Below are 22,459 nucleotides of genomic sequence, written 5' to 3'. Positions count from 1 at the left end.
CAGCAGAGAGAGAATCCGCCTTGTCGAACCTCGCCGTCCTGAGTCTCAAGAACCGCGCACTGATCGCGTTGATCACGATCGTCGCAGCCGTGTTCGGTGGACTCGCTCTGACGAACCTCAAGCAGGAGCTCATCCCGTCGCTCGAGCTGCCCAACCTGATGGTCATGACGACCTACCCCGGCGCCTCGCCCGAGGTCGTCGAGAACGACGTCTCGACGCCGATCGAGTCGGCGATCCAGGGTGTTCCCGGCCTCGAGGGCACGACGGCCACGAGCACCACGAACGCCTCGATCGTGCAGGCGACCTTCGCCTACGGCACGAATCTCGCGACCGCGGAGCAGAAGATCCAGCAGGCGATCAACCGCATCTCGGGCGAGCTTCCCGAAGACATCAGCCCCCAGGTGCTGGCAGTGTCGATCGACGACTTCCCGGTGATCCAGGTCGCCGTCACGGGGTTCGATGACGCCGAGAACGCGCAGGCGGAACTCACGAGCGTCGCGATCCCGGAGCTCGAGGACGTCGACGGCGTCAACGCCGCGCAGCTGATCGGCGGCGTCGGCCAGCGCATCACGATCACGCCCGACGTCGCGAAGCTCGCGGCAGCCGGTCAGAGCACGCAGGCCATCACCACGGCCCTGCAGCAGAACGGCACACTGTTCCCCGGCGGCGACATCACCGAGAACGGTCAGACGCTCACGGTGCAGACCGGTGCGAAGATCACCTCGGTCGAAGAGCTCGCCGCGCTGCCGCTCGTCGGCACGAACGAGACGATCGGCGACGTCGCCACCGTCGTGCAGGAGACCGATCCGATCTCGTCGATCTCGCGCGTCGACGGCGAAGACGCCCTCTCGATCTCGATCACCAAGCTGCCGGCCGCCAACACCGTCGAGGTGTCGCAGGGGGTCATCGCGGCGCTCGACACCATCGGCGAGGCGTTCCCCGACGCCGAGTTCACCATCATCTTCGACCAGGCGCCGTTCATCCAGCAGTCGATCGAGACCCTGGCGACCGAGGGAATGCTCGGGCTCGTCTTCGCGGTGATCGTCATCCTGGTCTTCCTGCTGTCGATCCGTTCGACGCTGGTGACGGCGATCTCGATCCCGACCAGCGTGCTCATCACCTTCATCGGTCTGCAGGCGTTCGGCTACTCGCTCAACATCCTCACCCTCGGTGCGCTCACGATCGCGATCGGCCGCGTGGTCGATGACTCGATCGTCGTGATCGAGAACATCAAGAGGCACTATGTCGGCGATGCCGACAAGGGCGATGCGATCCGCCTCGCCGTGCGCGAGGTGGCGATGGCGGTGACGTCGTCGACCATCACGACGGTCGCGGTGTTCCTGCCGATCGTGTTCGTCGGCGACATGGTCGGCGAGCTGTTCCGTCCGTTCGCCGTGACCGTCTCGATCGCCATGGTCGCCTCGCTGCTCGTGTCGCTGACCATCGTGCCGGTGCTCGCGTACTGGTTCCTGCGCCCAGGCAAGCCGCTGCTCGACGAGAACGGTGTGCAGATCGACCCTGAGCACCCGGATGCACCGCTGACGCCGCTGCAGCGCGCCTACCGTCCGATCCTCGGCTGGACGCTGAAGCACTCGGGCGTGACCGTGATCCTCGCGGTCGTCGTGCTGGGCGCCACACTCGCGGCGGCTCCGCTGATGAAGATCAACTTTCTCAGCGACTCCGGTCAGAACACGATGACCGTCACTCAGGACCTCGGTCCGACCGCGAGCCTGGAGACGAAGTCGGAGGCGGCGATCGCCGTCGAGGACGCCCTGCTCGACATCGACGGCGTCACCAACGTGCAGGCCTCGATCGGGTCCAGCGGCTCGGCACTGCGCGACGCGTTCTCCGGCGGTGCCGGCGTGACGTATTCGGTGCTCACCGACGGCGACGCCGACCAGGAGCAGCTGCGCGCCGCCGTGCAGGACGCGATCCAAGACCTCACCGACGTCGGCGAGGTGACCGTCGCATCGTCGGCCGGATTCGGCTCGAGCGACATCGAGATCACGGTGTCGGCGTCGAACTCCGACGACCTGCAGGCCGCGACGACCTCCGTGGTCGACGAGCTCGACGGACGAGAGGGCATCGGACAGGTCACCGACAACCTCGCGGCCGCTCTGCCGTACCTCGCCGTGGTCGTCGACCGCGACGCCGCGGCGCAGCGCGGGCTGTCGGAGGTGGCCGTCGGGTCCATCGTCTCGAACACGATGCGCCCGCAGCAGGTCGGAACGGTCGAGATCGACGACACCGCGCTGACCATCTACCTCGCATCGTCCGAGCCGCCCACGACCGCGCAGGCCCTGCGCGAGCTGGCCATCCCGAGCGCGCTCGGCGTCGTGCAGTTGCAGGACATCGCCACGGTCGAGGAGCGCAACGGCCCGACCTCGATCACCACCGAGCAGGGACGCCGCACCGCGACGATCACCGTGCCCCCGGCATCCGACAACCTCGCTGTGGCGACCCAGTCGGTCACCGAGGCGCTCGCCGCGGTCGACCTGCCCGACGGCGCATCGGCTGAGGTCGGCGGTGTCGCCTCGCAGCAGGCCGACTCGTTCTCGCAGCTCGGTCTCGCGATGCTCGCGGCGATCCTGATCGTCTATGTCGTGATGGTCGCGACCTTCAAGTCGCTGCGGCAGCCGCTGCTGCTGCTCGTCTCGGTGCCGTTCGCGGCGACCGGCGCGATCCTGCTGCAGATCATCACGGGCGTGCCGCTCGGCGTCGCATCGCTCATCGGTGTGCTGATGCTCATCGGCATCGTGGTGACCAACGCGATCGTGCTGATCGACCTCGTGAATCAGTATCGCGAGAAGGGTCTGTCGACGATCGATGCCGTACGGGCCGGTGGCGAGAAGCGTCTGCGGCCGATCCTGATGACGGCTCTCGCGACGATCCTCGCGCTGACGCCGATGGCGCTCGGCATCACCGGACACGGCGGGTTCATCTCGCAGCCGCTCGCGATCGTCGTGATCGGCGGACTGCTGTCGTCGACCGTGCTCACACTGATCGTGCTGCCGACGCTGTACAACCTCGTCGAGGGTGCGAAGGAGCGGCGCCGTGCTCGCAAGGCGGGTTCTGGCGACGACGGGTCTGTGCCGGCGGGCGAGGCCGAGCCTTCCGACGGGCCCGCGCCCTCGGACGGGCTGGCCCTCGCGAGTGCCTCGTCTGGCGGAGCGGCTGCTGCGTCCGAGCTGCCGCACGCGAACCAGCTGACGCGACGGGAGCTTCGCGAGCGCGGCGAGTAGCCGCATCCCTCGTTCACAGTTCAGCAGGACTGAGCTCGATGCCCGCACGGGAGCGTTTCCCGGGCGGGCATCGGCGCGTTGATGCTGAGTTGTGACGCGCGCGCGAGCGAGCTCAGGCGAGCGTGATGCCCCATTCGAGCGTCCAGGTTTCTCCGGGATCCAGGCGGCGCAGGCCGATCCCGCTGTTCAGGGCATCGGCGGGTGCGGTCATGGGCTCGAGCGCGACGGCGAGGGACTGCCCCGGATACTTGTCGGTCGTGTAGACCTGCACGAAGTCGAATCCCGCACCCTGCCAGAGGGTGAGCCGGCGCCCGTCCGGTGCGGTGAGCGAGTGCCGCACGAGTCCGTCGGCGTCGCGCTCGAGGTCGGTGAATCCCGTGTCGAGGCTCACTTCGCCGAGGCGCACGCCGTCGCGCAGCGCAGCATCCGCCGGGTGGGTGCCCGTCGGCAGCATCCGCTCGTCGGTGGTGATGGCGGTCTGTGCAGGCACGCGCAGCACAAGTTCGTGGGGATCGACGTCGCCGATCGTGACGAACGGATGCGTCCCGAGTGCAACCGGTGCGGCTGTGGCTGAGCGGTTGGTCAGCGCGTGCGTCACGTCGATCCCATCGGCGCGCAGCACGTAGGTGACGCTCGTCTCGACCAGATACGGGTAGCCCGTCTGGGGGAAGATCGTCGCGCTCAGCGTCGTCCCTGAGGCGGTCTCGGAGAAGTCGTAGGCCGTGAACCGCAGCAGTCCGTGGCTCGCATTCGTGAACTTCGGCTCCGTGATGGCGAGCTGCCGCTCGGTGCCCTCGTCGCTCCAGAGTCCGTCCCTGACCCGATTCGGCCACGGTGCGAGCACCACGCCCGAGCACGAGGGCGTCGGCGAGTCGAGCGGATAAGGAGCGATCAGGTCGACGGAGCCGATGCGGAGCGAGCGGAGCGAGGCGCCGACCTGCGCGATCTGAGCGCTGACGTCGCCGAGCTGGAGGTGCACCTGTGTGCCGGTGGGGGATGCGGAGTTCACTCCGCAATCGTATGGCGACCCGCGTCGGCCATGGGACTGGGGACTCTTTCAGGTGCGACCGCTACACTTGATGCGTCGGCTTCGGACACCCGCGCAGTGCGCGGACGTTTTTGTGTAAGAAGTGTGAGTCCAGGGGCCGATGGTGAGCGTCGCTCGACGCTAATCAACCATCACATGAATGGCCCCGGCCGCTGACAGTCCGGAAACCCCGCGTGGTCGCATCCGACCGCGCGCAGGGTACCGCGCGTGTGCGCGACGCCGTTCTCGTGGCGAGAACTCAGAAGGACATCCCCATGCCCAAGAACAAGAAGCCCCGCGGCGGACGCCCCGCCGCCAACTTCGAGCCGCGTTACGGCGCGAACAAGACGTCGTTCCACGATCGCCACAACGGCGGCCGTGACGGCGCGCGCGACACCCGCGATTCCCGTGATGCTCGCGGCGGACGCGCGGATGCCGGTGACCGGCGCACCCCGGCGGCCGGATTCGACCGTCGCCCCGGCAGCCGCAGCGTCGGCCACCGCGGCTACCGCCCGGCCGAAGAGGGTGGCGCGCCCAAGCAGCGCTGGTCGTCCCAGGAGCGCGCGGGTCGCGATGAGTCGCGCGGCATCCGCAACCGTGCCGAGTCGGGTCGCCGCGAGGCGCCGCACAACCGCGACGACCGTCCGCGCTACAACGACCGCTCCTCCACGGGCTTCGACCGCCCGCGCCGCGATGACCGTGGCGGCCAGCGTCCGACCGGTCCCGGCACGTACCGCGATGAGCGCGGCGGCCAGCGTGACGAGCGTCCTCGCCGTGACGACCGCGGTGCCGGCACGCAGCGCCAGGGCTTCCGAGACAACGATCACCGCGATGGCGGACGCCCGGGTCGTGACGACCGCCGCGACCAGCGTTCCGGTGGCTTCCGCGACGACCGCGGTGGCCAGCGCTTCAACCGCGACGACCGCCCTGCCCGTTCGGGTGACCGCACCGAGCGTCCGCGCTTCGACCGCGCAGCATCCGAGCGCCCGCGCTTCGACCGTGACGACCGTCCTCGTCGTGACGACCGTGGCGCGAGCCCGCGTCGTGATGACCGTGGCGGCGCCGAGCGCTCTGAGCGGTCGTACGACGCCGACCGTGCGCGTCGTGCCTTCGACCGTGACCGCACTCAGCGGTCGATCGAGGGTGGCCGCGACGAGCGTTCGCGTCCCTCGACCGGTGGCGCGTACCGCACCGATCGCCCCCGCCCGCTGACGTCGGACACCCGCGGGCGGCCTTCGCGCAACGAGCGACCCAGCCGCAACGACTGGAACGCCACATCGAGCGCGGCACCCGGCAAGAAGTTCGAGCCGACCGACGACGTCGTGCACGAGCGCCTCGAGGCGAAGTCCGTGGCGGCCGTCGAGGTCGACGGTGTGACCTTCGGCGACCTGGGTCTCGGATCCAACATCGTCGAGACCCTCGTCGGCATGGGAGCGGCGACGCCGTTCCCCATCCAGGCTGCCAGCATCCCGGCAGTGCTCAAGGGTCGCGACGTCCTCGCCCGCGGCCGCACCGGCTCGGGCAAGACCATCGCCTTCGGTGCTCCGCTCGTCGAGCGCGTGCTGCAGTCGCAGGCAGGCAAGCGTCGTGAGTTCGGCCGCAAGCCCCGCGCGATCATCCTCGCTCCGACGCGCGAGCTCGCGCTGCAGATCGACGGCACGATCCAGCCGATCGCCCGCAGCGTCGGCCTCTTCACCACGCAGATCTACGGTGGTGTGCCGCAGGGTCGCCAGGTGGGTGCGCTCAAGAAGGGCGTCGACATCGTCATCGGCACGCCCGGTCGTATCGAGGACCTGATCAACCAGGGCAAGCTCGACCTCTCGGACTGCCGCATCGCGGTGCTCGACGAGGCCGACCACATGTGCGAGCTCGGATTCGTCGAGCCCGTGCAGCGCATCCTGCGTCACACGGCCGACGGCAGTCAGAAGCTCCTCTTCTCGGCCACGCTCGACCGTGAGGTCGCGGCTCTCGTCGACGAGTTCCTCGTCGACCCGGCCGTCTACGAGGTCGCCGGTGAAGACCAGGAGTCGAGCACCATCGAGCACCGCGTGCTCGTGATCGAGCACCGCGACAAGGCCGACATCCTCACCTCGCTCGTCGACCGCGACGGCAAGACCCTCGTCTTCGCCCGCACCCGTGCGTACGCCGACATGCTCGCCGAGCAGTTCGACGACGCCGGCATCCCCGCGGTCTCCCTTCACGGTGACCTCAACCAGGCCAAGCGCACGCGCAACCTCGAGCGCCTGACGTCGGGTCGAGTGAACGTGCTCGTCGCCACCGACGTCGCCGCCCGCGGCATCCACGTCGATGACATCGATCTGGTCGTCCAGGCCGATGCGCCCGACGAGTACAAGACCTACCTGCACCGCTCGGGTCGCACCGGCCGCGCGGGTCGCTCGGGTCGCGTCGTCACGCTGATCACGCGTCAGCGCCAGCGTCGCATGACCGAGCTGCTGCAGCGCGCGGAGATCGACGCGCCGTTCGAGAATGCTCGTCTGAACGACGACCTGATCGAGGAGATCGCCGGTCGCATGCCGACCGCGTCAGACCTCACGGCCTGATCCGTCACCCTCGAAGGCCCCGCCCCCGCATCCACGGGGACGGGGCCTTCGTCGTGTGCGGGTGCTGCGCCTCGGGAAGGAGACTGCGCCTCGGGAGGAAGCCTGCGCCTCGGGAGGAGCATCTCGGGCATTCGGTCCTCCCGAGGCGCAGTCGTCCTCCCGAGAGGTGCTCAAGAGCAGGTGAAGGTGGCAGGCGGATGCCGCGCGGCGGCGCTCCGGTCAGGCCGGCGCGTGCTCGTGGATCGCCGTCGTCAGCGTCGTGCCGTTGAGGTCGAGGTAGAGCACCTGCTCGGTGATGGTGAGGGTCATGGTGTTGCGCCGCTCGATGAGCGGTGCGGCGGAGTCGATGAACCCCGCGTCGAAGCTGAAGACCCGGATGTCCTCTGAGCGGTGGATGCGCTTGTCTGCCCAGGGCGCCATGACCTTCGCCGGGTCGCGGTGCGTGTAGACGACGGTGCGCTCAGCCAGTCGGCTGCCGTAGTGCAGGCGTTCGGCGTCGGGTGCTCCGATCTCGATCCAGGCCGTGATCTGGCCCGTGAGGTCGCGCACGAGGACGGCCGGCTCGTCGGTCTGCGAGATGCCGCCGCCGAACGTGATGCCCTCGGTGAACTCGAGTCCGTACGCGAGCACGCGGGTGAGCATGTACGCATCGGTCTCCGAGGGATGCCGCGCCGCACGCAGCGAGAAGTCGTCGTACACACCGCGATCCATGTCGGCGAGTTGGACTTCGAACGTGTGCATGGTGGAGCCGATAGCCATAACGACCGAGCCTACGCGCTCTGGTCGTCGCGCTCGACCGCTGCGCCGAAAAAAGCCCTGCCCTCAGAAGCCCTGACCTCAGAAGCGCTGACCTCAGAAGCCCTGACCTCAGAACAGCATCGGCTGCGCAGGGGCGGGGGTCGGCGTGAACGCGGGTGCCGGGCGGCCGTGCGGTGCGGACGCCCGGATGCCGCGCACGGGGTAATCGTCTTCGTGCTGGCCGTCTAGACCATGCAGTCTGATCAGCGGTCGTGCCCGCTTGGCGAGCCATTGCCGATAGCCCTTGGGCGCCTCGGCCGAGACGCCCGGATACAGGCCCCGGTACGACGAGACCAGGTCGGGACGGAACTCGCCGAGCCACTGCATGAACCACGGCTTCACTCCGGCGCGCAGGTGGAGTGCGCCGTAGATGACGCGATTCGCACCCGCTTCCTTGATGCGACGCAGGGCCGTGTCGATCGCCTCGACCGAGTCGGTCATGTGGGGCATGATCGGCATCAGGAACACGGTCACCCGGAATCCCGCATCCCGCAGTGCGCGCACCGTGTCGAGTCGTGCCTGGGTCGTCGGGGTACCCGGTTCGATCGCCTTCTGCAGCTCGTCGTCGTACATCGCGATCGACATCTGGATGTCGACGGGCACGCGCTGCGCCGCCTTCACCAGCAGAGGGATGTCGCGCCTGATCAGCGTGCCCTTGGTGAGGATCGACATCGGGGTGCCCGACGCGGCGAGGGCCTCGATGATCCCCGGCATGAGCTTGTACCGGCCCTCAGCGCGCTGATACGGATCGGTGTTCGTCCCCAGAGCGACGGTCTCGTGCTCCCAGCTGCCTTTGCGCAGCTCTCTCTCCAACACTTCGACGACGTTGACCTTCACGACGATCTGCGAGTCGAAGTCCGAGCCCCCATCGAGATCGAGGTACTCGTGCGTACCCCGAGCGAAGCAGTTGTGGCTGATGACGCCGTTGGCGATGAAGTCTCCTGTGCCGGTCGTGATGTCGAGGAGGTCCTGCTTGCCCGGGAGTTGGGCGATGCCGACGACCTTCAGGTCGGCGACGCTCTTCACCGCAGTCCCCTCGATGGAGAGCTTGCGAGTGATCGCCGGCGAACAGATCGCGAAGAATCGTTGGCGGCTCGGAAGCCCGCCGACGACCCTGACCGTTCGCACCCCGTTCGGGCGTGCCCCTTCGACGAGGTGGGGTATATGGAACTCGCGCATGCCACGCTCGATCAGCGTGATGATGTCCGCGTCCTTGTTCGAAATCCGCAGGACGCCACGGGAGCAGCTGCCTTCCGCATCGAAGATCCCGGCAAGGAATCCCGCGAACCAGTCAAGTTCCGGTGCTTCGGGAGTCTTCACCAGGGATTCGATCGTCTCGACGTGACGCCTGGCGGCCGTGTGAATCGCGGACGCAGCACTGCGAGTGTCGCTGGCGACCGCGAAGGGGCGAGTTCTCGTCGGCACCCCCTCCTCGTCGAGGAACCGACGAGTCCTGTCGAGAGCCTCCCGGTCGATGAGCGCGAGACGGAAACTGTGGATCTCGCGTGTTCTGGTCTCGCTCGCGTACGTGCCGTGGAAGATCATGCCGTCGCCGCGAATCATGCCCGAGAGATAGCCGCGGCGATACCCGGTCGAGAGCACATCGACTGACGCCCCGGCGGTTCCGACCCCGAATCCCATGAGCCGATTGTTGGTCGTGAGATGCGGACGTTGCCCGGAATCGGCATCCGACACATGCTTCCAGCCGCGCTCCGTCAGGAAGCGGTGATCTCCACTCGCGACGAGTTCCGTCCCGTCGGCGAGCGTGACTCTGTGTGCACGCTTCCGCGTCGACCATTTCGCCTTGATGATCGTGCGAACGTAGCGTCGATAGCTGCCCTGTCGCTCGGTTCCGATGATCTCATCGCCGATCTCGAGTGAGCTCAGAGGGCGCTGACGCCCGTCCGCGCAGAGGATCAGAGTGTCCGGCGATAGGCAGTACACGCACGCATGAGTGCATCCGCGGTAGGGGTTGATGGTCCACGCGAACGGCATGCGCGATGCGCCGGGAACATGGTTGAGCGCGGACTTCGACAGCACCTCATGGAAGGTCATGCCCGCGAAATCGGGAGTGGTCACCGTGCGGAGCACGCCCGTGCGCTTTTCGAGGCCGGGCAGTGCTGCGGCATCGACGTCGCCGAGTTTCTGTCCTTGCCACCGCATGCCGTCAATTCGAACATACTTACGATAGAACGTCAACCCGAGGTGGGACTTCTGTTCGATCGGACTTAAGGGACAATGGAAGCATGTCCTTCCCGCCGCAGCCTCAGCACGCGGCACAGCGCTCCCCGATCCGCGGACCCGCACTGCCCATCGGTCTCGCGGTCACCACGATCGGCATCCTGCTGTCGATCGCGGGCGCGCCCATCGCCACTTCGGTGCCCGCCGAGATGGCGATGCCGGAGCCGCTGGCGGTGCAGGAGGTGCCGGCGGTCGAGGTCGGCGCGACCACGGCGGCCGACCCGTGCTCAGAGCCGAGCGTGCTCGAGGCGATCGCGGTCGCCGACGATTCGGCGATCATCGCCGGCTTCGGCGGCGGCGAGAGCTTCCGTGCCGCCGTCGTCGCGGGCAATGCGCCCTGCATCGCGCTCGACGACCCCGCCCATGTCTGGGTGGTCGTGAACAAGGCGCGCCCGCTCGTGCCGGTCTCTTTCGCGCCGTCCTCGCTCGCCGACCTCCCAGTGCAGATGACGACTCGCTCCGGGCAGGCCCGGACAGATGTCGCTGCGGCGGTCGGAGAGATGGCCGACGCCGCAGCCGCCGAGGGAGCGGGGCGCATCGGCGCGAACAACGGCTACCGGTCGTACGACCTCCAGGTCGCGACTCACGCCGCGCATGTGCGCAACAGCGGCCAGGCGGGGGCGGATGCCTCGTCGGCGCGCGCCGGACACAGCGAGCACCAGACCGGGCTCGCCCTCGATCTCGTGGCCTGCGACTCGTCGTGCGGAGCCATCGAGGCGTTCGGCGCGACCGTGCAGGGCGAGTGGATCGCGGCGAACGCCTGGGAGTACGGCTTCATCGTCCGCTACGAGCAGGTCGGTTCGGGCATCACCGGGTACAAGCCCGAGCCGTGGCATCTGCGCTACCTCGGCCGAGAGCTCGCGGCCGCGTACCACCAGGGCGGATACCACACGCTGGAGGAGTTCTTCGGGCTCCCCGCCGCTCCCGATTACGCGCACTGACCGCAGAGTGACGGCCTCGAAACGGCCGGATTGCGGCATCCGACAATGGCGGTACCCAGTCCCACGGTTTGTGGGATGCATTCTCACAACGGGCTGTCCTCGTGTCGGTGACCCGGCATAGAATCGCCGGAGCAATGACGCACGAACGTTCGGGAGGACGCCATGGAACGCGACATCTACGAAGAGGATCACGAGGCATTCCGCGACCTCGTCAAGGACTTCGTCAAGCGCCACGTGAACAACGAGGCCATCGAACGCTGGGACGCCGCGGGTGAGATCGACCGGGAGACCATGCTGGCGGCCGGCGAGGCGGGCCTGATCGGTCTGTCCGTGCCCGAGGAGTTCGGCGGCGCCGGCATGCTGCAGGACTACCGATTCCGCACCATCGTGATGGAGGAGGTCATCGCTTCGGGCGCAGGTTCGCTGGCCGGTGCCTTCGGCATCCAGGACGATCTGGCGGTGCCGTACCTCGTGCACATGGGCACGCAGGAGCAGAAGGAGAAGTGGCTGCCCCGCATGGCCACCGGTGAGGTTCTGGGCGCGCTCGCCATGACCGACCCCGGCGCCGGCTCCGACCTGCGCGGCATCAAGACCAACGCCAAGAAGGTCGACGGCGGCTACATCCTCAACGGCGCTAAGACGTTCATCTCCTCCGGCTCGACGGCCGATGTCGTCGTGACCTTCGTCAAGACCGGCGAGGGCAACCGCCCCGACGCGTTCAGCCTGCTGCTCGTCGAGAAGGGCATGGAGGGCTTCGACCAGGGCAAGAAGCTCAGCAAGATGGGCTTCCACGGCTGGGACACGGCCGAGCTCAGCTTCACCGACGTGTTCATCCCCGACGAGAACCTCATCAGCGGCAAGGAGGGTCAGGGCTTCATCCAGCTGATGCTGAATCTGCCGCTCGAGCGTCTGTCGATCGGTGTCGCCGCGGCCGCAGCCGCCCAGGCGGCGCTCGACTGGACCGTCGCATACACGAAGGACCGCGAGGCGTTCGGCGAGCGCATCGCCGACTTCCAGAACACCCGCTTCCGTCTCGCCGACATGGCGGCGACCACCGACGCGATGTGGGCCTACATCGACCGCGCGCTGCTCGCCTACAAGAACAGCACGCTCACCGCCGAGGACGCCGCGAAGGTCAAGTTCTGGGCGACCGAGCGCGAGTGGGAGGTGCTCGACATCGGCGTGCAGCTGCACGGCGGCTACGGCTACATCATGGAGTACCCGATCGCACGGGCCTTCACCGATGCTCGGGTGCACCGCATCTACGGCGGCACGAACGAGATCATGCGCGACCTCGTCGGTCGTCAGATCGTCGGCAAGCGCTGACGCATCGCAGGTTCGCAGGGCCCCGGATGCCGGCCTCCGGGGCCCTTCGCATGCGTGGCGAGTCTGTGCCGAGTGGATCGTCCTCACCGGGCACGGATTCGGACGGCAGGCGCGACGCGCCGGAGCCGGACGCCGAACCGCGGCAGGCCGAACGCCGGGGTCCGAGTCTGTGCTCGGTAGACATCCGGCCGGAGCTGGTGGGCGGTCGAAGAGTGGCAAGATGCCTGCTACTCGAGTAGCATCGAATCATGACAAACGCCAAAGTGAGTCTGAGCCTGAGCGAAGGAGATATCGCCTTCCTCGACCTGGAGACACTGAGCGGTAGGTACGCCTCTCGCTCGGCCGCGGTCCAGGATGCTGTTCGGCTCCTGCGCGAGAGTCGACTCGCCGATGCGTATGCAGAAGCCTTCGCCGACGGGTACGACGACGAGTGGGACGCCGCTGACACCGATGGGCTCGCGTCCGCATGACGGATTCATCCATCCCCCTCTTGCGACGGGGGCAGATCGTCCTCGTGTCCTTCGATCCGGTGATCGGATCCGAAACGAGCAAGACCAGACCGGCGGTGCTCGTGAGCAACAACGCCGCGAACGCTGTGGCCATGCGGTCACCGCGCGCCACCGTGACCGTCGTGCCCGTCACGTCCAACATCGTCAGGCTATGGCCGTTCCAGGTGCTCCTACCCGCTGATGCGACCGGTCTCGCGCAGGATTCGAAGGCGCAGGCGGAGCAGGTGCGCACCATCGCCGTCACCAGGATCGTGCGCCCTATCGGCTGGGTGCCGGCCGAGCTCGTCGCCGCGATCGATGATGCCCTTCGACTGCATCTCTCGCTCTGAGGCTCGAGCGCGTAAGGCTCGAGGTGAGAGAGCGCGACCCGCGCGCGGGCACCGCCTCGGAGCGCAGCCGGCGACGCGCCGTCGCAGGGGCGATCGCTCAGCGTGTCGTCCCCCGACTCCGAAGTTGTGCGCGGGCGCGGGGACGTGGGCGGTCGCGACGTCAGCGCGGCAGGCGTGCTCCGACGCCGGCCCTCCGCAGCCGGTCGGCGATCAGGATGCCGAGGGCGGTGGCTCCGAGGCAGCTGGCGAGGGTGACGGCGAAGAACGTGATCTGCAAGGGGAGCTCGAAGCTGCCGAGGTTGAACGACGCCCACGCGAGCACCGGGTAGACGATGCCGACGATCGCGGCGCCGAGGTAGTGCAGCCAGGTTCCCCAGTGACGCCACAGCACGAAGAGGAACGGCAGTTCGGTGAACGCCGCCCACCACAGGTTGGTGGCCACGCTGCTGAAGCCGTATCCCGAGAACGGCACGATGACGAGCCCTGCCAGCAGGCCCACCAGCAGACCCACGAGGGGGCGGCGCAGCAGGCGCAGGGCGATGACCGAGGGAAGCAGCCACAGACCGGCCAACCCGACGCTGACGAAGGGGAGACCCGGGAAGAGGATCGTCGAGATCCAGTTCGCCGGGGCCAGCAGCGCCCCACCTGCGACGCCCAGTGCGGCACATGTCAGGAGGATAGCCGTCGGGACGCGGAAGCGTCGTGCCCGGGTGGTGCGGGGTCGATTCTGCATCTCGGAGGGCGACTTCCGGTGCGTTTCTGACCCCGCATCGGGCGTCCGGTGCGTTTCTGACCCCGCAGCGGTGCCCTGACCCGTGTTCGGATTCGGCTCCACAGCATCCGCCCCGCTCATGACAGGGGCTCCGCTGCCGCGTCGCGGGCTGCCTTCGACGTGGGCGACGCCGCGCCGATCTTCCAGTATCCGCAGAAGCTGACCGCGTTCTTGTCGACGCCGCGCTCGCCGACGAGATGCTTGCGGGCGCCGGATGCCAGGGACTGCTCGCCGGCCGCATAGGCGTGGAACGGCGCCTCGGGCAGTGTCAGCTCGCGCAATCGGGCGAGGGCGAACGACCCTGGGTCGAACTCATGCGGGCGCACGAGCCAGACGATGTCCACACCCGACGGATGCGGGAAGTCCAGCGCATCCTCCGGGGACGGCACCTCGATGATCGCCGTGCCTGTGGCGTGCGCGGGGAGCGAGGCGCAGATCGAGGCGATCGCGGGCAGCGCCGTCTCGTCGCCGACCAGCACGACGCGATCCGTTCCGCGCTGCGGGTTGAACGTCAGCCCCTCGTCGATGATCAGCACGTGCTCGCCGGGCGTGCAGGTCTCCGCCCATCGCGACGCGGGGCCGGCAGTGCCGTCGGCCGCCGACCCGTGCAGCACGAAGTCGACATCGATCTCGGCACCCGACTCGTCGGTCGCCGGGCGATACTCGCGCACGCTGTAATTGCGCATGACGGGTCGCTCGCCGTCGGGGATGCGCAGGAACTTGAGATACCCGAACATCTTGTTGGCCTTCGCGGGAACGCGGTCGAGGCCGGCGTCGCCGCCGATCGGCAGGAACAGGCGGAACCACTGATCGAAGCCCATCGGACGGAACTTCTCGATCTCGCCTCCCCCGAGAGTGACCCTCATCCAGTGCTCGGAGAGGCGCTCGGTGCGCAGCACGCTGAGATGGATGAGCTCGGCCGACTCGGGCTTGACCAGTTTGCTGTATGCCATGCGGGCGCCTTTCAGGGCAGCTGCCAGGGGAAGAAGAGCACGAAGATCGCGGCGGATGCGGCGATCGAGACGATGATGAAGACGGTGTCGCGCGTGCGGAACGGCACGAGGTGGCGTTCGGTGCGCGTCGTGTGGGCGCCGAAGGCGCGGGAGTCCATGGCGAGAGCGACGCGTTCGGCGTGACGGATCGCTCCGGCGAGCAGCGGCACGATGTAGCCCCACCCGCGGGCGATGCGCGCGAACGGCCCACTGCCGCCGTGATGGCCGCGCACTCGATGCGCGGCCCGGATCACCGAGAGCTCGTGGCCGAAGCGCGGCACGAAGCGGAAGGCGGCGAGCGCCGTGTAGCCGATCCGGTAGGGCACCCGCAGTTGCTGCACGCTGGCGCGCACGAGGTCGGGGCCGGTGGTGGTCAGGCCGCCGATGAGCGCCAGGGCGACGATCGAGCCGAGGCGCAGAGCCGTGGCGAAGCCGATCTCGAGAGCGCCCTGATACAGCGTCCACGAGCCGATCTGCAGCGCGGCACGGGTGTCGTCGACGAGCGATGCATCGACCCAGAGCGAGAACCCGACTCCGATCGCGAGCATGCCGACCGGCAGTGCGACGAACAGCAGCGCGGCTGTGCGCCAGGTCACGCGGGAGCCCGCCACGATCAGCGCGAGAGACAGCACAAGAAAGGCGGCGGGTGTGGCGAGGTCGCGCACGAAGATCAGCAGCACCATGGCCGGGGCGACTCCGACGACCTTCGCCAGCGGATTGAGCGCGTAGAGGAACTGACGAGGAGAGGATGCCGAGACGGCGGCGTACGGGTCGAAAGCGTGCGCGCTCATGCGATCGCCTGCCCCGCGTCGGCCAGCACACGCTGCAGTGCCGGGAGCCGGAGTCCGGCCTCGACGAACGGAGCCTCATCGCGGAAGAGCACGTCGGTGCGATCGGCGGCGTGCACTCGACCGTCCCTGAGGATCACTGTGTGCGACGTGTGCTCGGCGACGAGCTGGAGGTCATGGGTCACGATGACGATCGTCGTCCCCTCAGCGCGCAGGTCACGCAGCAGGGCGAGGAGCTCGGAGGCCCGCGCGCGATCCTGGCCGAAGGTCGGCTCGTCGAGCGCGAGCACCTGCGGGCGGGTGATCAGGGCCGTGCCGACCGAGAGGCGGCGCTTCTCTCCGCCCGACAGCAGGAACGGGTGCACGTCGGCCTTGGCCTCGAGTCCGAAGCGGGAGAGTATGGCGTCGACGCGCTCGCGCGTCTCGGCATCCGACGTGTGCCGCAGTCGAAGCCCGTGTGCCAGCTCATCGAACACCGTGTGCGCGATGAACTGGTGCTCAGGGTTCTGGAACACGAACCCGATGCGGCTCGCGAGCTCTCGCGGCGACGCCGAGCCGGGGTCGATCCCGTCGACCGTCACCTGCCGCTTCGGCGGCGGCACGACTCCGGCGAGTGCCTGCAGCAGGGTGGTCTTGCCCGCGCCGTTGGTGCCGATGATCGCCGTGAGGGTTCCCGGCTCGAGGTCGAGATCGATGCCGTGCAGGATCTCGGTGCGGTGGCGGCGCACGGTGAGACCGCGGGCGCTGATGATCGGGGCGGTCGTCGGTCGCGAGGGTACGTCCGTCTGCACGACGGAAGCACGGATGCCGGGTGAGACAGCGGTGGATGCGGGAGCCGTTGATCCGGGAGCCGAAGACGGAGCCGCGGGCGTCGTGAGCGCGGCAGGGGTAGCGGCCCCACCGAGCGCCGGGGCGAGTGCCGTGGCGAGCTCTGCGGGCGTGAGTGGCAAGTCGTCGAAGTGCGTCCCGGCATCCTGCATCCGCAGTGCCGCCAGAGTCGCCCCGGGGAGCCAGACCCCCATGGCCATGAGTTCGGCGGCGTGCCTGCGGATGATCTCTGCCGCCGGTCCGTCGAACGCCACGCGACCCGCGCGGTCGAGCACGATCGTGCGGGTGACGAAGCCCATCGCCGCGTCGAGGTTGTGCTCGACGAGCAGGATGGCCCGATCGCCGGCTGCGATCACATCGGTCAGTGCGGCGTAGACATCGTCGATGCCCTGCGGGTCGAGGTTCGCAGTCGGCTCGTCGAGCACGATCAGGGGCGACCCCATGGCCAGTGCGCACGCGATCGCGAGGCGCTGCCGCCCGCCGCCCGACAGCCGGTCGGGATTCTCGTCTCGGCGCTCCCAGAGACCGACGCGACCGAGCGCGTCCGCCGTCCTGGCGCGAACCTCGTCGAGCGGGAGCAGCAGGTTCTCGGGGCCGAACGCGACCTCGTCGTAGACGGTGCCGGTGACGATCTGCGCATCCGGGTCTTGGAAGACCATCGCGACGTGGGTGCTCAGCGATGCGGTGTCGGCGTCAGCCGTGCTGACGCCGCCGGCGTGGACCGACCCCGTCATGGTCGCAGGCACGGCATGCGGGATGAGCCCGTTGAGCGCGAGAGTGAGCGTCGACTTGCCCGAGCCCGAGGGACCGAGGAGCAGCACGACCTCGCCGGGATCGATGTCGAAGGTGACTCGCTCGGGAGAGGGGCGCACAGCATCGGCGTGGGTGATCGAGAGGTCACGCACGCTGAGAAGGGGCGCGGATGAGCGCACGGCATAACCCCGGTTTCGGCGATCGGTACCGTTCTAACTTAGCTGAGCCTTACCTGAATCACCACGCGTCGGATGCGGTGGGTCAGCGCCGTGCGACGCCCGCGCGACTCAGCGACGAACCGATCGCGAGCCCGGCTGCCGTCCACGCGATCGGACCGAGCACCGCGATCACCAGATAGGCGATCTGCAGCCACGGCGCGAAGGCTCCGAGGTCGACCGCGAAGAACACCACGACGGCGACGATCACCCCGATCACGCCGGCCGAGATGAAGAAGCGCCAGGGCCCCCACGAGCGGTAGCGGGTGAGCGCGGCGATGCCCTCCTGGATCGCGCCGAACAGCACCGCGGTGCCGATGAAGCGCAGCGTCCAGGCCGGGTTGAACGCGCTCGAGATGAAGGCGGCGATGACGTGCGTGATGAGGGCCACGAACGGTCGGCGCAGCACCTCCTGGGCGATGATGCCCGGCAGGACGTGCGAGCCGAGGACGAGGCCGTAGAGGTACGGAGTGACCACGATGACGACCGGCGTGATGAGGCCGGCGATCCCTCCGAGAATGCCTGTGGCGACGCCGATCGCCGCGCAGACCAGCAGCACGCGGGTCGTCAGGACGGGGGAGGGGGTCACTCCTCCAGCCTACTGTCGACCATTGGCGACTCGGCTGGCCGTTCGGCCAGTAATAATCCCCGACCCTGGTGTGTGGACGGAAGCCGGGCGTAGCTTGAACGGCGGTGCGGTAACGCAGTCGCACCGTGATCATCGGGAGAAGCGCATGGGTCGAACACCCCTCCGGATGGCAGCGGCCACAACCCTGGCAACGCTGTTCATCGCATCGACGGCAACCGCCGGCTACGCGAGCACGGAGGAGGTGAATCACCCCACTCCGGTCGAAGGCACGCCCGGTCACTACATCGTCGTGCTGAAGTCCGATCCACTCGCGAGCTACACCGGCGACGTCAACGGCCTCGAGGCGACGAAGCCCGCCGAGGGCGAGCAGCTCGAGCGGCAGTCGCAGGACTCGCAGCGCTATGTCGAGCATCTCGAGTCCGAGCAGCAGACGATCGCGCAAGAGGTCGGCGTCACCCCTGAGAACACCTACCAGGTGGTGCTCAACGGCTTCAGCGCCGACCTGTCGGGAGAGCAGGTAGACAAGCTCCGGGCATCGAAGGACGTCTACGGCGTCTACCCGGACTTCATCCGGCACCCCGACGCGCAGACCGCGACGGACTTCCTCGGTCTCGGAGACGACAAGAAGGGCCGCGGCGGCGTCTGGCAGCAGACCGGCGGCGTCGACAAGGCGGGCGAGGGCGTGGTCGTGGGTGTCATCGACACCGGCATCGCCCCCGAGCACCCGTCGTTCGCCGGCAAGAAGCTCAAGAAGCAGCCCAAGAACGACAAGCGTCACAAGGGAAGCCAGCCGTACACCGACGGCACCTTCGTCTACTTCGACAAGTCGGACGGCGGACAGTTCCAGGGCACGATGGTCGAGGCCCAGGAGTGGGACAAGGGCGACTACTCGTCGAAGCTCATCGGAGCCCAGTACTTCTACACCGGCGCCGAGGCGGCTGGATTCGACTTCCAGTACGACTACCTGTCGCCGCGTGACGGCGACGGCCACGGCTCGCACACCGCGAGCACGGCGGCCGGCAACTTCGGCGTGAAGGCCTCGATCGAGGACGTCGACTTCGGCAAGGTGTCGGGTGTCGCACCCGGTGCCAAGGTCGCGGCCTACAAGGCCTGCTACGTCGGACCCGACGAGGCGGTCACCACCGACGACATCTGTGCAGGCAGCGACCTGATCGCAGCGATCGACCAGGCCGTCGCCGACGGGGTCGACGTGATCAACTACTCGATCGGCGGCGGCGCGGCATCCACCGTGCTCGCCCCCGAGGACATCGCGTTCTTCAACGCGGCAGCCGCGGGCGTCTTCGTGGCGACCAGCGCCGGCAACGACGGCCCCGACTCGGTCACGGCCGATCACGCGTCGCCGTGGTACACCACGGTGGCCGCCTCGACGATCCCCACGTGGGAGGGCACCGTGCAGTTCGACGGCTTCGCCCAGGCGGGTGCGTCGGTGAGCGTGCCGTTCGGCACGACGGTCACCGGGCCGTCGATCTACGCGGGCGACGCGCCGGCCGCAGGTCAGGCCGCCGCCGATGCCGCACTGTGCCTTCCCGGCACGCTCGATGCGGCGAAGGTCACGGGGCACATCGTGGTCTGCGACCGAGGCGGTAACGCTCGCGCCGAGAAGTCGCAGGTCGTGAAGGATGCCGGCGGCATGGGCGTCGTGCTCGTGAACGTGCCCGGCGCCGCCGACTCGCTCGACAACGACTTCCACGCCGTGCCGACCGTGCACCTCGCCTCGGTGCACCGCGCGGCGGTGCTCGCCTACGTGCAGGGCGGCGTCGACCGTCCGATCACGCTCGTGGGTGAGAACACGACCGGAGTGGTGACGCCTGTGCCGCAGATCGCCGGATTCTCGAGCCGCGGCCCGATGCTGGCAGACGGCAGCGACATCATGAAGCCCGACATCGCCGCCCCCGGAGTCGCGATCCTCGCGGCCACGCAGAATGCTCCTGGCGAGAAGCCGACCTTCGGCATCCTGTCGGGCACGTCGATGGCCTCACCGCAGATCGCCGGTCTCGCAGCGCTCTATCTCAGCGAGCGGCCCAACGCCAAGCCCGCCGAGATCAAGTCCGCGATGATGACCACCGCGTACGACACGGTGAACCCCGACGGCTCTGCCAACAAGGACCCGTTCCAGCAGGGCGCGGGTCAGGTCGACCCGAAGCGCATGCTCAACCCGGGTCTGCTCTATCTCAACGACGTGCCCGACTGGGTGGCGTTCCTCGAGGGCAAGGGCCTGGCAGACTTCCCCGGAGAGCCGATCGACGGCAGCGACCTCAACGTCGCGTCGTTCTCGATCGGGTCGCTCGCGAGCGCGCAGACGGTCACCCGCACGGTCACCGCGACCGAGAAGGGCACGTTCACGGCATCCGTCGATCTGCCCGGCGTGAACGCGACGGTGCAGCCGTCGACGCTGAAGTTCGACAAGCCGGGTCAGACCGCGACCTACACGGTCACGTTCGACAACCAGAGCGCGCCGGTCGAGCAGTGGGCGACCGGATCGCTCACCTGGACGAGCAAGAAGAACACGGTGCGGTCGCCGATCGCGGTGTTCCCGGTCACGGCGGATGCTCCGGCCGAGGTCGAGGGCACGGGAGTCGACGGCTCGACCACGGTCGACATCACTCCCGGCGTCGACGGCGCTCTCGCGCTCGGGGTGTCGGGCCTGACTCCGTTCACGCTGCTGGAGGACCCGGACGGCCGTGTCATCGGACACTCGGGTGACGAGGCATCGGGCGACGCGAACAAGGACGTGTCGTGGATCGTCGACGTGCCGGAGGGCACGACGCTCTCGCGCTTCGACCTCGACTCGTCGGATGACACGGGCAGCGACCTCGACCTCACGGTCTATCGGGTCGTGAGCCCCGACGACCTGCGCTACTACGAGCGCTGGCAGTCGGCGACGGGCTCGGCCGACGAGCAGGTCACGTTGCAGGCTCCGACGGCGGGCACCTACCTGGTGGTCGCGAACGTCTACTCGACCTCGGCTCCGCTGACGTGGGACATGACCTACGCCAACGTGCAGCCCGAGGGCGAGGGGGTGTTCACGGCGACCCCGAACCCGATCGATGCCGTGCGCGGTCAGGCGACGACCTACGAGCTCAGCTGGACCGGTCTCACCGCCGGCACCCGCTATCTCGGACTCGTGCAGTACGGAGAGTCCGCCGTGCGCACGATCGTGACGGTCGACGCGCAGTAGCGGTCACGACGACGCCCCGCGTTCTCCGGAGCGCGGGGCGTCGTCGTGCGACAGCGTCAGATCCTGCGACTGCGTCAGATCCAGCGACCGCGGGGCATCAGCCGCACGTCGGGCAGGGGAGGCGCGGGGATGCGCACGTCGTGTCCCTCGACGACGCCGAAGCGATCGGATGCCGCCTCCCACTCGGTGCGCGCCTCGACGATCTCGTCGTGATCGCGACCGGCGAAGTTCCACCACATGACGATCTCGTCGGCGAACGGTTCGCCGCCGATGAGGAAGAGCAGCGCACCCTGCACGCTCGACACCTCGACGGCATCCCTCGAATCGCCGAGGTAGAGCATGTCGTTGAGTGCGAGGTCGTGCGTCGCCACCACCGCATCGCCTTCGACGAGCAGCAGGGCGTGCTCCCACTCCGGGCGCAGCGGCAGCCGGATGCTCGTGCCGGCGGGCACTGCGATCTCGGCACCGACGATGGGGGTGTGCACGGTGGCCGGCGAGGCGACGCCGGCGAACTCGCCGAGCACGACGGTCGCCGCGGCCGCCGTGCCCTCGTCGGCCTGAAGCTCGATCTGGGGCAGATCGGTGTGGCGCTCGAACCCACCCGGTCCCTGGCGTGCGCCGTCGGGCAGCACGACCCAGAGCTGCAGGGCGTCGAGCGGGATCGGGTCCTCTCCGATCGAGTACTCGGAGTGCGAGATGCCGTTGCCGGCGGTCATCAGGTTGAGCTGTCCACGTCGCAGGTCGGCGTCGCTGCCGAGCGAGTCGCGGTGACGGATCTCGCCGACCAGTGGCCAGGTCACGGTCTGGAGTCCGATGTGCGGGTGCGGCTCGACGCGCATGCGGGTGTCGGCGGGGCCGAACCGGTCGAGGAAGCACCAGGCGCCGATCGTCGGCAGATTGCGATGCGGCAGCACGCGCAGCACATTCATGCCGCGCACCCCGCCGAGGGGGACCTCGCGCGCTTCGAGGACGATGCGGCGCTCGCCGATCATCACGCCTCCGTCGGTGCGGTGCCCGGCCGCTTGGGCCAGCGGATCTCCGCGCCGGCGATCTCGTGCGTCGTCAGGTACTTCGCGATGTACGGGCACAGCGGCACGATCGCGTCGCCGGATGCGGCGGCATCCGTGAGCGCCTTCTCGGCGAGGATGCCGGCGAGACCCTGCCCCTGGAACGCGGGGTCGATCTCGGTGTGGATGAAGCGGATCGCGCCGGGGCGCAGCTCGAACTCGGCGTAGCCGGCGAGCGTGTCATCCGAGCGGATCTCGTAGCGGGATTCTGCGTCGTCGCGGGTGACGGTGATGTCGGTCATCGGAATCTCCTTCGGGCGTCTGCGTCAAACCTACGCCCGC

The 22,459-nt window shown here is 68.5% G+C and carries 17 protein-coding genes; 7 read left to right on the top strand and 10 right to left on the bottom strand.

The features are described 5' to 3' along the window. Positions 1–20 precede the first annotated feature (20 nt). Positions 21–3,242 carry an efflux RND transporter permease subunit gene (locus tag ACLKOY_RS09035; RefSeq protein ID WP_436453326.1) on the top strand — a complete coding sequence of 1,074 codons (3,222 nt, stop codon included), beginning with the start codon at positions 21–23 and terminating at the stop codon, positions 3,240–3,242. Between the two features lie 112 nt (positions 3,243–3,354). On the opposite strand, the gene ACLKOY_RS09030 is transcribed toward ACLKOY_RS09035, so the two are convergent. Then, positions 3,355–4,251 (bottom strand): aldose 1-epimerase family protein, encoded by an 897-nt coding sequence (locus ACLKOY_RS09030; RefSeq protein WP_436453325.1) that lies wholly within the window; start codon positions 4,249–4,251, stop codon positions 3,355–3,357. Positions 4,252–4,544: 293 nt separating this feature from the next. Between ACLKOY_RS09030 and ACLKOY_RS09025 the strand changes: the two genes are divergently transcribed. Next, a complete protein-coding gene (locus tag ACLKOY_RS09025) occupies positions 4,545–6,830 on the top strand; it encodes a DEAD/DEAH box helicase (protein WP_436453324.1) in 2,286 nt (761 codons plus the stop codon). A gap of 219 nt (positions 6,831–7,049) precedes the next feature. Here ACLKOY_RS09025 and ACLKOY_RS09020 read toward each other — a convergent pair whose 3' ends face one another. Together ACLKOY_RS09020 and ACLKOY_RS09015 are read right to left on the bottom strand one after the other, a co-directional pair. Beyond that, the gene (locus tag ACLKOY_RS09020; protein ID WP_436453323.1) at positions 7,050–7,589 is read right to left on the bottom strand and encodes a YaeQ family protein; all 540 of its coding nucleotides are present in this window, start codon (positions 7,587–7,589) and stop codon (positions 7,050–7,052) included. A gap of 108 nt (positions 7,590–7,697) precedes the next feature. Further along, positions 7,698–9,791, bottom strand: a complete 2,094-nt coding sequence (locus tag ACLKOY_RS09015; RefSeq protein ID WP_436453322.1) for an intein-containing Rv2578c family radical SAM protein — start codon at positions 9,789–9,791, stop codon at positions 7,698–7,700. Positions 9,792–9,874: 83 nt separating this feature from the next. Between ACLKOY_RS09015 and ACLKOY_RS09010 the strand changes: the two genes are divergently transcribed. The 4 genes from ACLKOY_RS09010 (at position 9,875) to ACLKOY_RS08995 (ending at position 12,974) form a co-directional block, all read left to right on the top strand. Continuing rightward, positions 9,875–10,810, top strand: a complete 936-nt coding sequence (locus ACLKOY_RS09010) for a M15 family metallopeptidase (protein WP_140035988.1) — start codon at positions 9,875–9,877, stop codon at positions 10,808–10,810. Between the two features lie 162 nt (positions 10,811–10,972). Further along, on the top strand, positions 10,973–12,136 hold the full coding sequence (locus ACLKOY_RS09005; RefSeq protein WP_436453321.1) for an acyl-CoA dehydrogenase family protein: 1,164 nt from the start codon (positions 10,973–10,975) through the stop codon (positions 12,134–12,136). 248 nt (positions 12,137–12,384) lie between these two features. Continuing rightward, positions 12,385–12,606: a ribbon-helix-helix domain-containing protein gene (locus ACLKOY_RS09000; protein WP_140035990.1), complete on the top strand. Its 222-nt coding sequence runs from the start codon at positions 12,385–12,387 to the stop codon at positions 12,604–12,606. Continuing rightward, complete coding sequence (locus ACLKOY_RS08995) at positions 12,603–12,974, top strand: type II toxin-antitoxin system PemK/MazF family toxin (protein ID WP_436453320.1); 372 nt, start codon at positions 12,603–12,605, stop codon at positions 12,972–12,974. The genes ACLKOY_RS09000 and ACLKOY_RS08995 overlap by 4 nt, the downstream gene beginning before the upstream one ends. A gap of 160 nt (positions 12,975–13,134) precedes the next feature. Here ACLKOY_RS08995 and ACLKOY_RS08990 read toward each other — a convergent pair whose 3' ends face one another. From ACLKOY_RS08990 to ACLKOY_RS08970, 5 genes are all read right to left on the bottom strand, one after another. After that, positions 13,135–13,707, bottom strand: a complete 573-nt coding sequence (locus tag ACLKOY_RS08990) for an ECF transporter S component (protein ID WP_436453319.1) — start codon at positions 13,705–13,707, stop codon at positions 13,135–13,137. Positions 13,708–13,823: 116 nt separating this feature from the next. Next, entirely contained in the window at positions 13,824–14,699 is an 876-nt protein-coding gene (locus tag ACLKOY_RS08985; protein ID WP_436453318.1) for a siderophore-interacting protein, read from the bottom strand. An 11-nt stretch (positions 14,700–14,710) separates the two neighbouring features. Next, complete coding sequence (locus ACLKOY_RS08980) at positions 14,711–15,529, bottom strand: energy-coupling factor transporter transmembrane component T (RefSeq protein WP_436453317.1); 819 nt, start codon at positions 15,527–15,529, stop codon at positions 14,711–14,713. Continuing rightward, a complete protein-coding gene (locus tag ACLKOY_RS08975) occupies positions 15,526–17,286 on the bottom strand; it encodes an ABC transporter ATP-binding protein (RefSeq protein ID WP_436453316.1) in 1,761 nt (586 codons plus the stop codon). The genes ACLKOY_RS08980 and ACLKOY_RS08975 overlap by 4 nt, the downstream gene beginning before the upstream one ends. A gap of 82 nt (positions 17,287–17,368) precedes the next feature. Next, positions 17,369–17,911 carry an ECF transporter S component gene (locus ACLKOY_RS08970; protein ID WP_436453315.1) on the bottom strand — a complete coding sequence of 181 codons (543 nt, stop codon included), beginning with the start codon at positions 17,909–17,911 and terminating at the stop codon, positions 17,369–17,371. A 166-nt stretch (positions 17,912–18,077) separates the two neighbouring features. On the opposite strand from ACLKOY_RS08970, the gene ACLKOY_RS08965 reads away from it, so the two are divergent. Continuing rightward, a complete protein-coding gene (locus ACLKOY_RS08965) occupies positions 18,078–21,110 on the top strand; it encodes a S8 family peptidase (RefSeq protein ID WP_436453314.1) in 3,033 nt (1,010 codons plus the stop codon). Positions 21,111–21,184: 74 nt separating this feature from the next. Here the strand turns inward: ACLKOY_RS08965 and ACLKOY_RS08960 are convergent, their stop codons facing one another. Next, positions 21,185–22,102 (bottom strand): pirin family protein, encoded by a 918-nt coding sequence (locus tag ACLKOY_RS08960; protein WP_436453313.1) that lies wholly within the window; start codon positions 22,100–22,102, stop codon positions 21,185–21,187. Then, positions 22,102–22,419 carry a GNAT family N-acetyltransferase gene (locus ACLKOY_RS08955; RefSeq protein ID WP_363572459.1) on the bottom strand — a complete coding sequence of 106 codons (318 nt, stop codon included), beginning with the start codon at positions 22,417–22,419 and terminating at the stop codon, positions 22,102–22,104. Before ACLKOY_RS08955 ends, ACLKOY_RS08960 begins: the two co-directional genes overlap by 1 nt. Positions 22,420–22,459: the final 40 nt, after the last annotated feature.

This window comes from Microbacterium sp. K2, assembly GCF_051365005.1.
In the GTDB taxonomy this organism is placed as follows: Bacteria; Actinomycetota; Actinomycetes; order Actinomycetales; family Microbacteriaceae; genus Microbacterium; species Microbacterium foliorum_B.
The sequence above is the reverse complement of the archived record's forward strand: the minus strand, read 5'-3'. Positions and strand labels throughout refer to the sequence as shown.

Excerpts from the sequence above, each read along its gene's own strand:
- ACLKOY_RS09025 (WP_436453324.1), top strand. The coding sequence starts at position 4,545 with ATGCCCAAGAACAAGAAGCCCCGCGGCGGACGCCCCGCCGCCAACTTC.
- ACLKOY_RS09020 (WP_436453323.1), bottom strand. The coding sequence starts at position 7,589 with ATGGCTATCGGCTCCACCATGCACACGTTCGAAGTCCAACTCGCCGAC.
- ACLKOY_RS09015 (WP_436453322.1), bottom strand. The coding sequence starts at position 9,791 with ATGCGGTGGCAAGGACAGAAACTCGGCGACGTCGATGCCGCAGCACTG.
- ACLKOY_RS09010 (WP_140035988.1), top strand. The coding sequence starts at position 9,875 with ATGTCCTTCCCGCCGCAGCCTCAGCACGCGGCACAGCGCTCCCCGATC.
- ACLKOY_RS09005 (WP_436453321.1), top strand. The coding sequence starts at position 10,973 with ATGGAACGCGACATCTACGAAGAGGATCACGAGGCATTCCGCGACCTC.
- ACLKOY_RS09000 (WP_140035990.1), top strand. The coding sequence starts at position 12,385 with ATGACAAACGCCAAAGTGAGTCTGAGCCTGAGCGAAGGAGATATCGCC.
- ACLKOY_RS08995 (WP_436453320.1), top strand. The coding sequence starts at position 12,603 with ATGACGGATTCATCCATCCCCCTCTTGCGACGGGGGCAGATCGTCCTC.
- ACLKOY_RS08990 (WP_436453319.1), bottom strand. The coding sequence starts at position 13,707 with ATGCAGAATCGACCCCGCACCACCCGGGCACGACGCTTCCGCGTCCCG.
- ACLKOY_RS08985 (WP_436453318.1), bottom strand. The coding sequence starts at position 14,699 with ATGGCATACAGCAAACTGGTCAAGCCCGAGTCGGCCGAGCTCATCCAT.
- ACLKOY_RS08980 (WP_436453317.1), bottom strand. The coding sequence starts at position 15,529 with ATGAGCGCGCACGCTTTCGACCCGTACGCCGCCGTCTCGGCATCCTCT.
- ACLKOY_RS08965 (WP_436453314.1), top strand. The coding sequence starts at position 18,078 with ATGGCAGCGGCCACAACCCTGGCAACGCTGTTCATCGCATCGACGGCA.
- ACLKOY_RS08960 (WP_436453313.1), bottom strand. The coding sequence starts at position 22,102 with ATGATCGGCGAGCGCCGCATCGTCCTCGAAGCGCGCGAGGTCCCCCTC.
- ACLKOY_RS08955 (WP_363572459.1), bottom strand. The coding sequence starts at position 22,419 with ATGACCGACATCACCGTCACCCGCGACGACGCAGAATCCCGCTACGAG.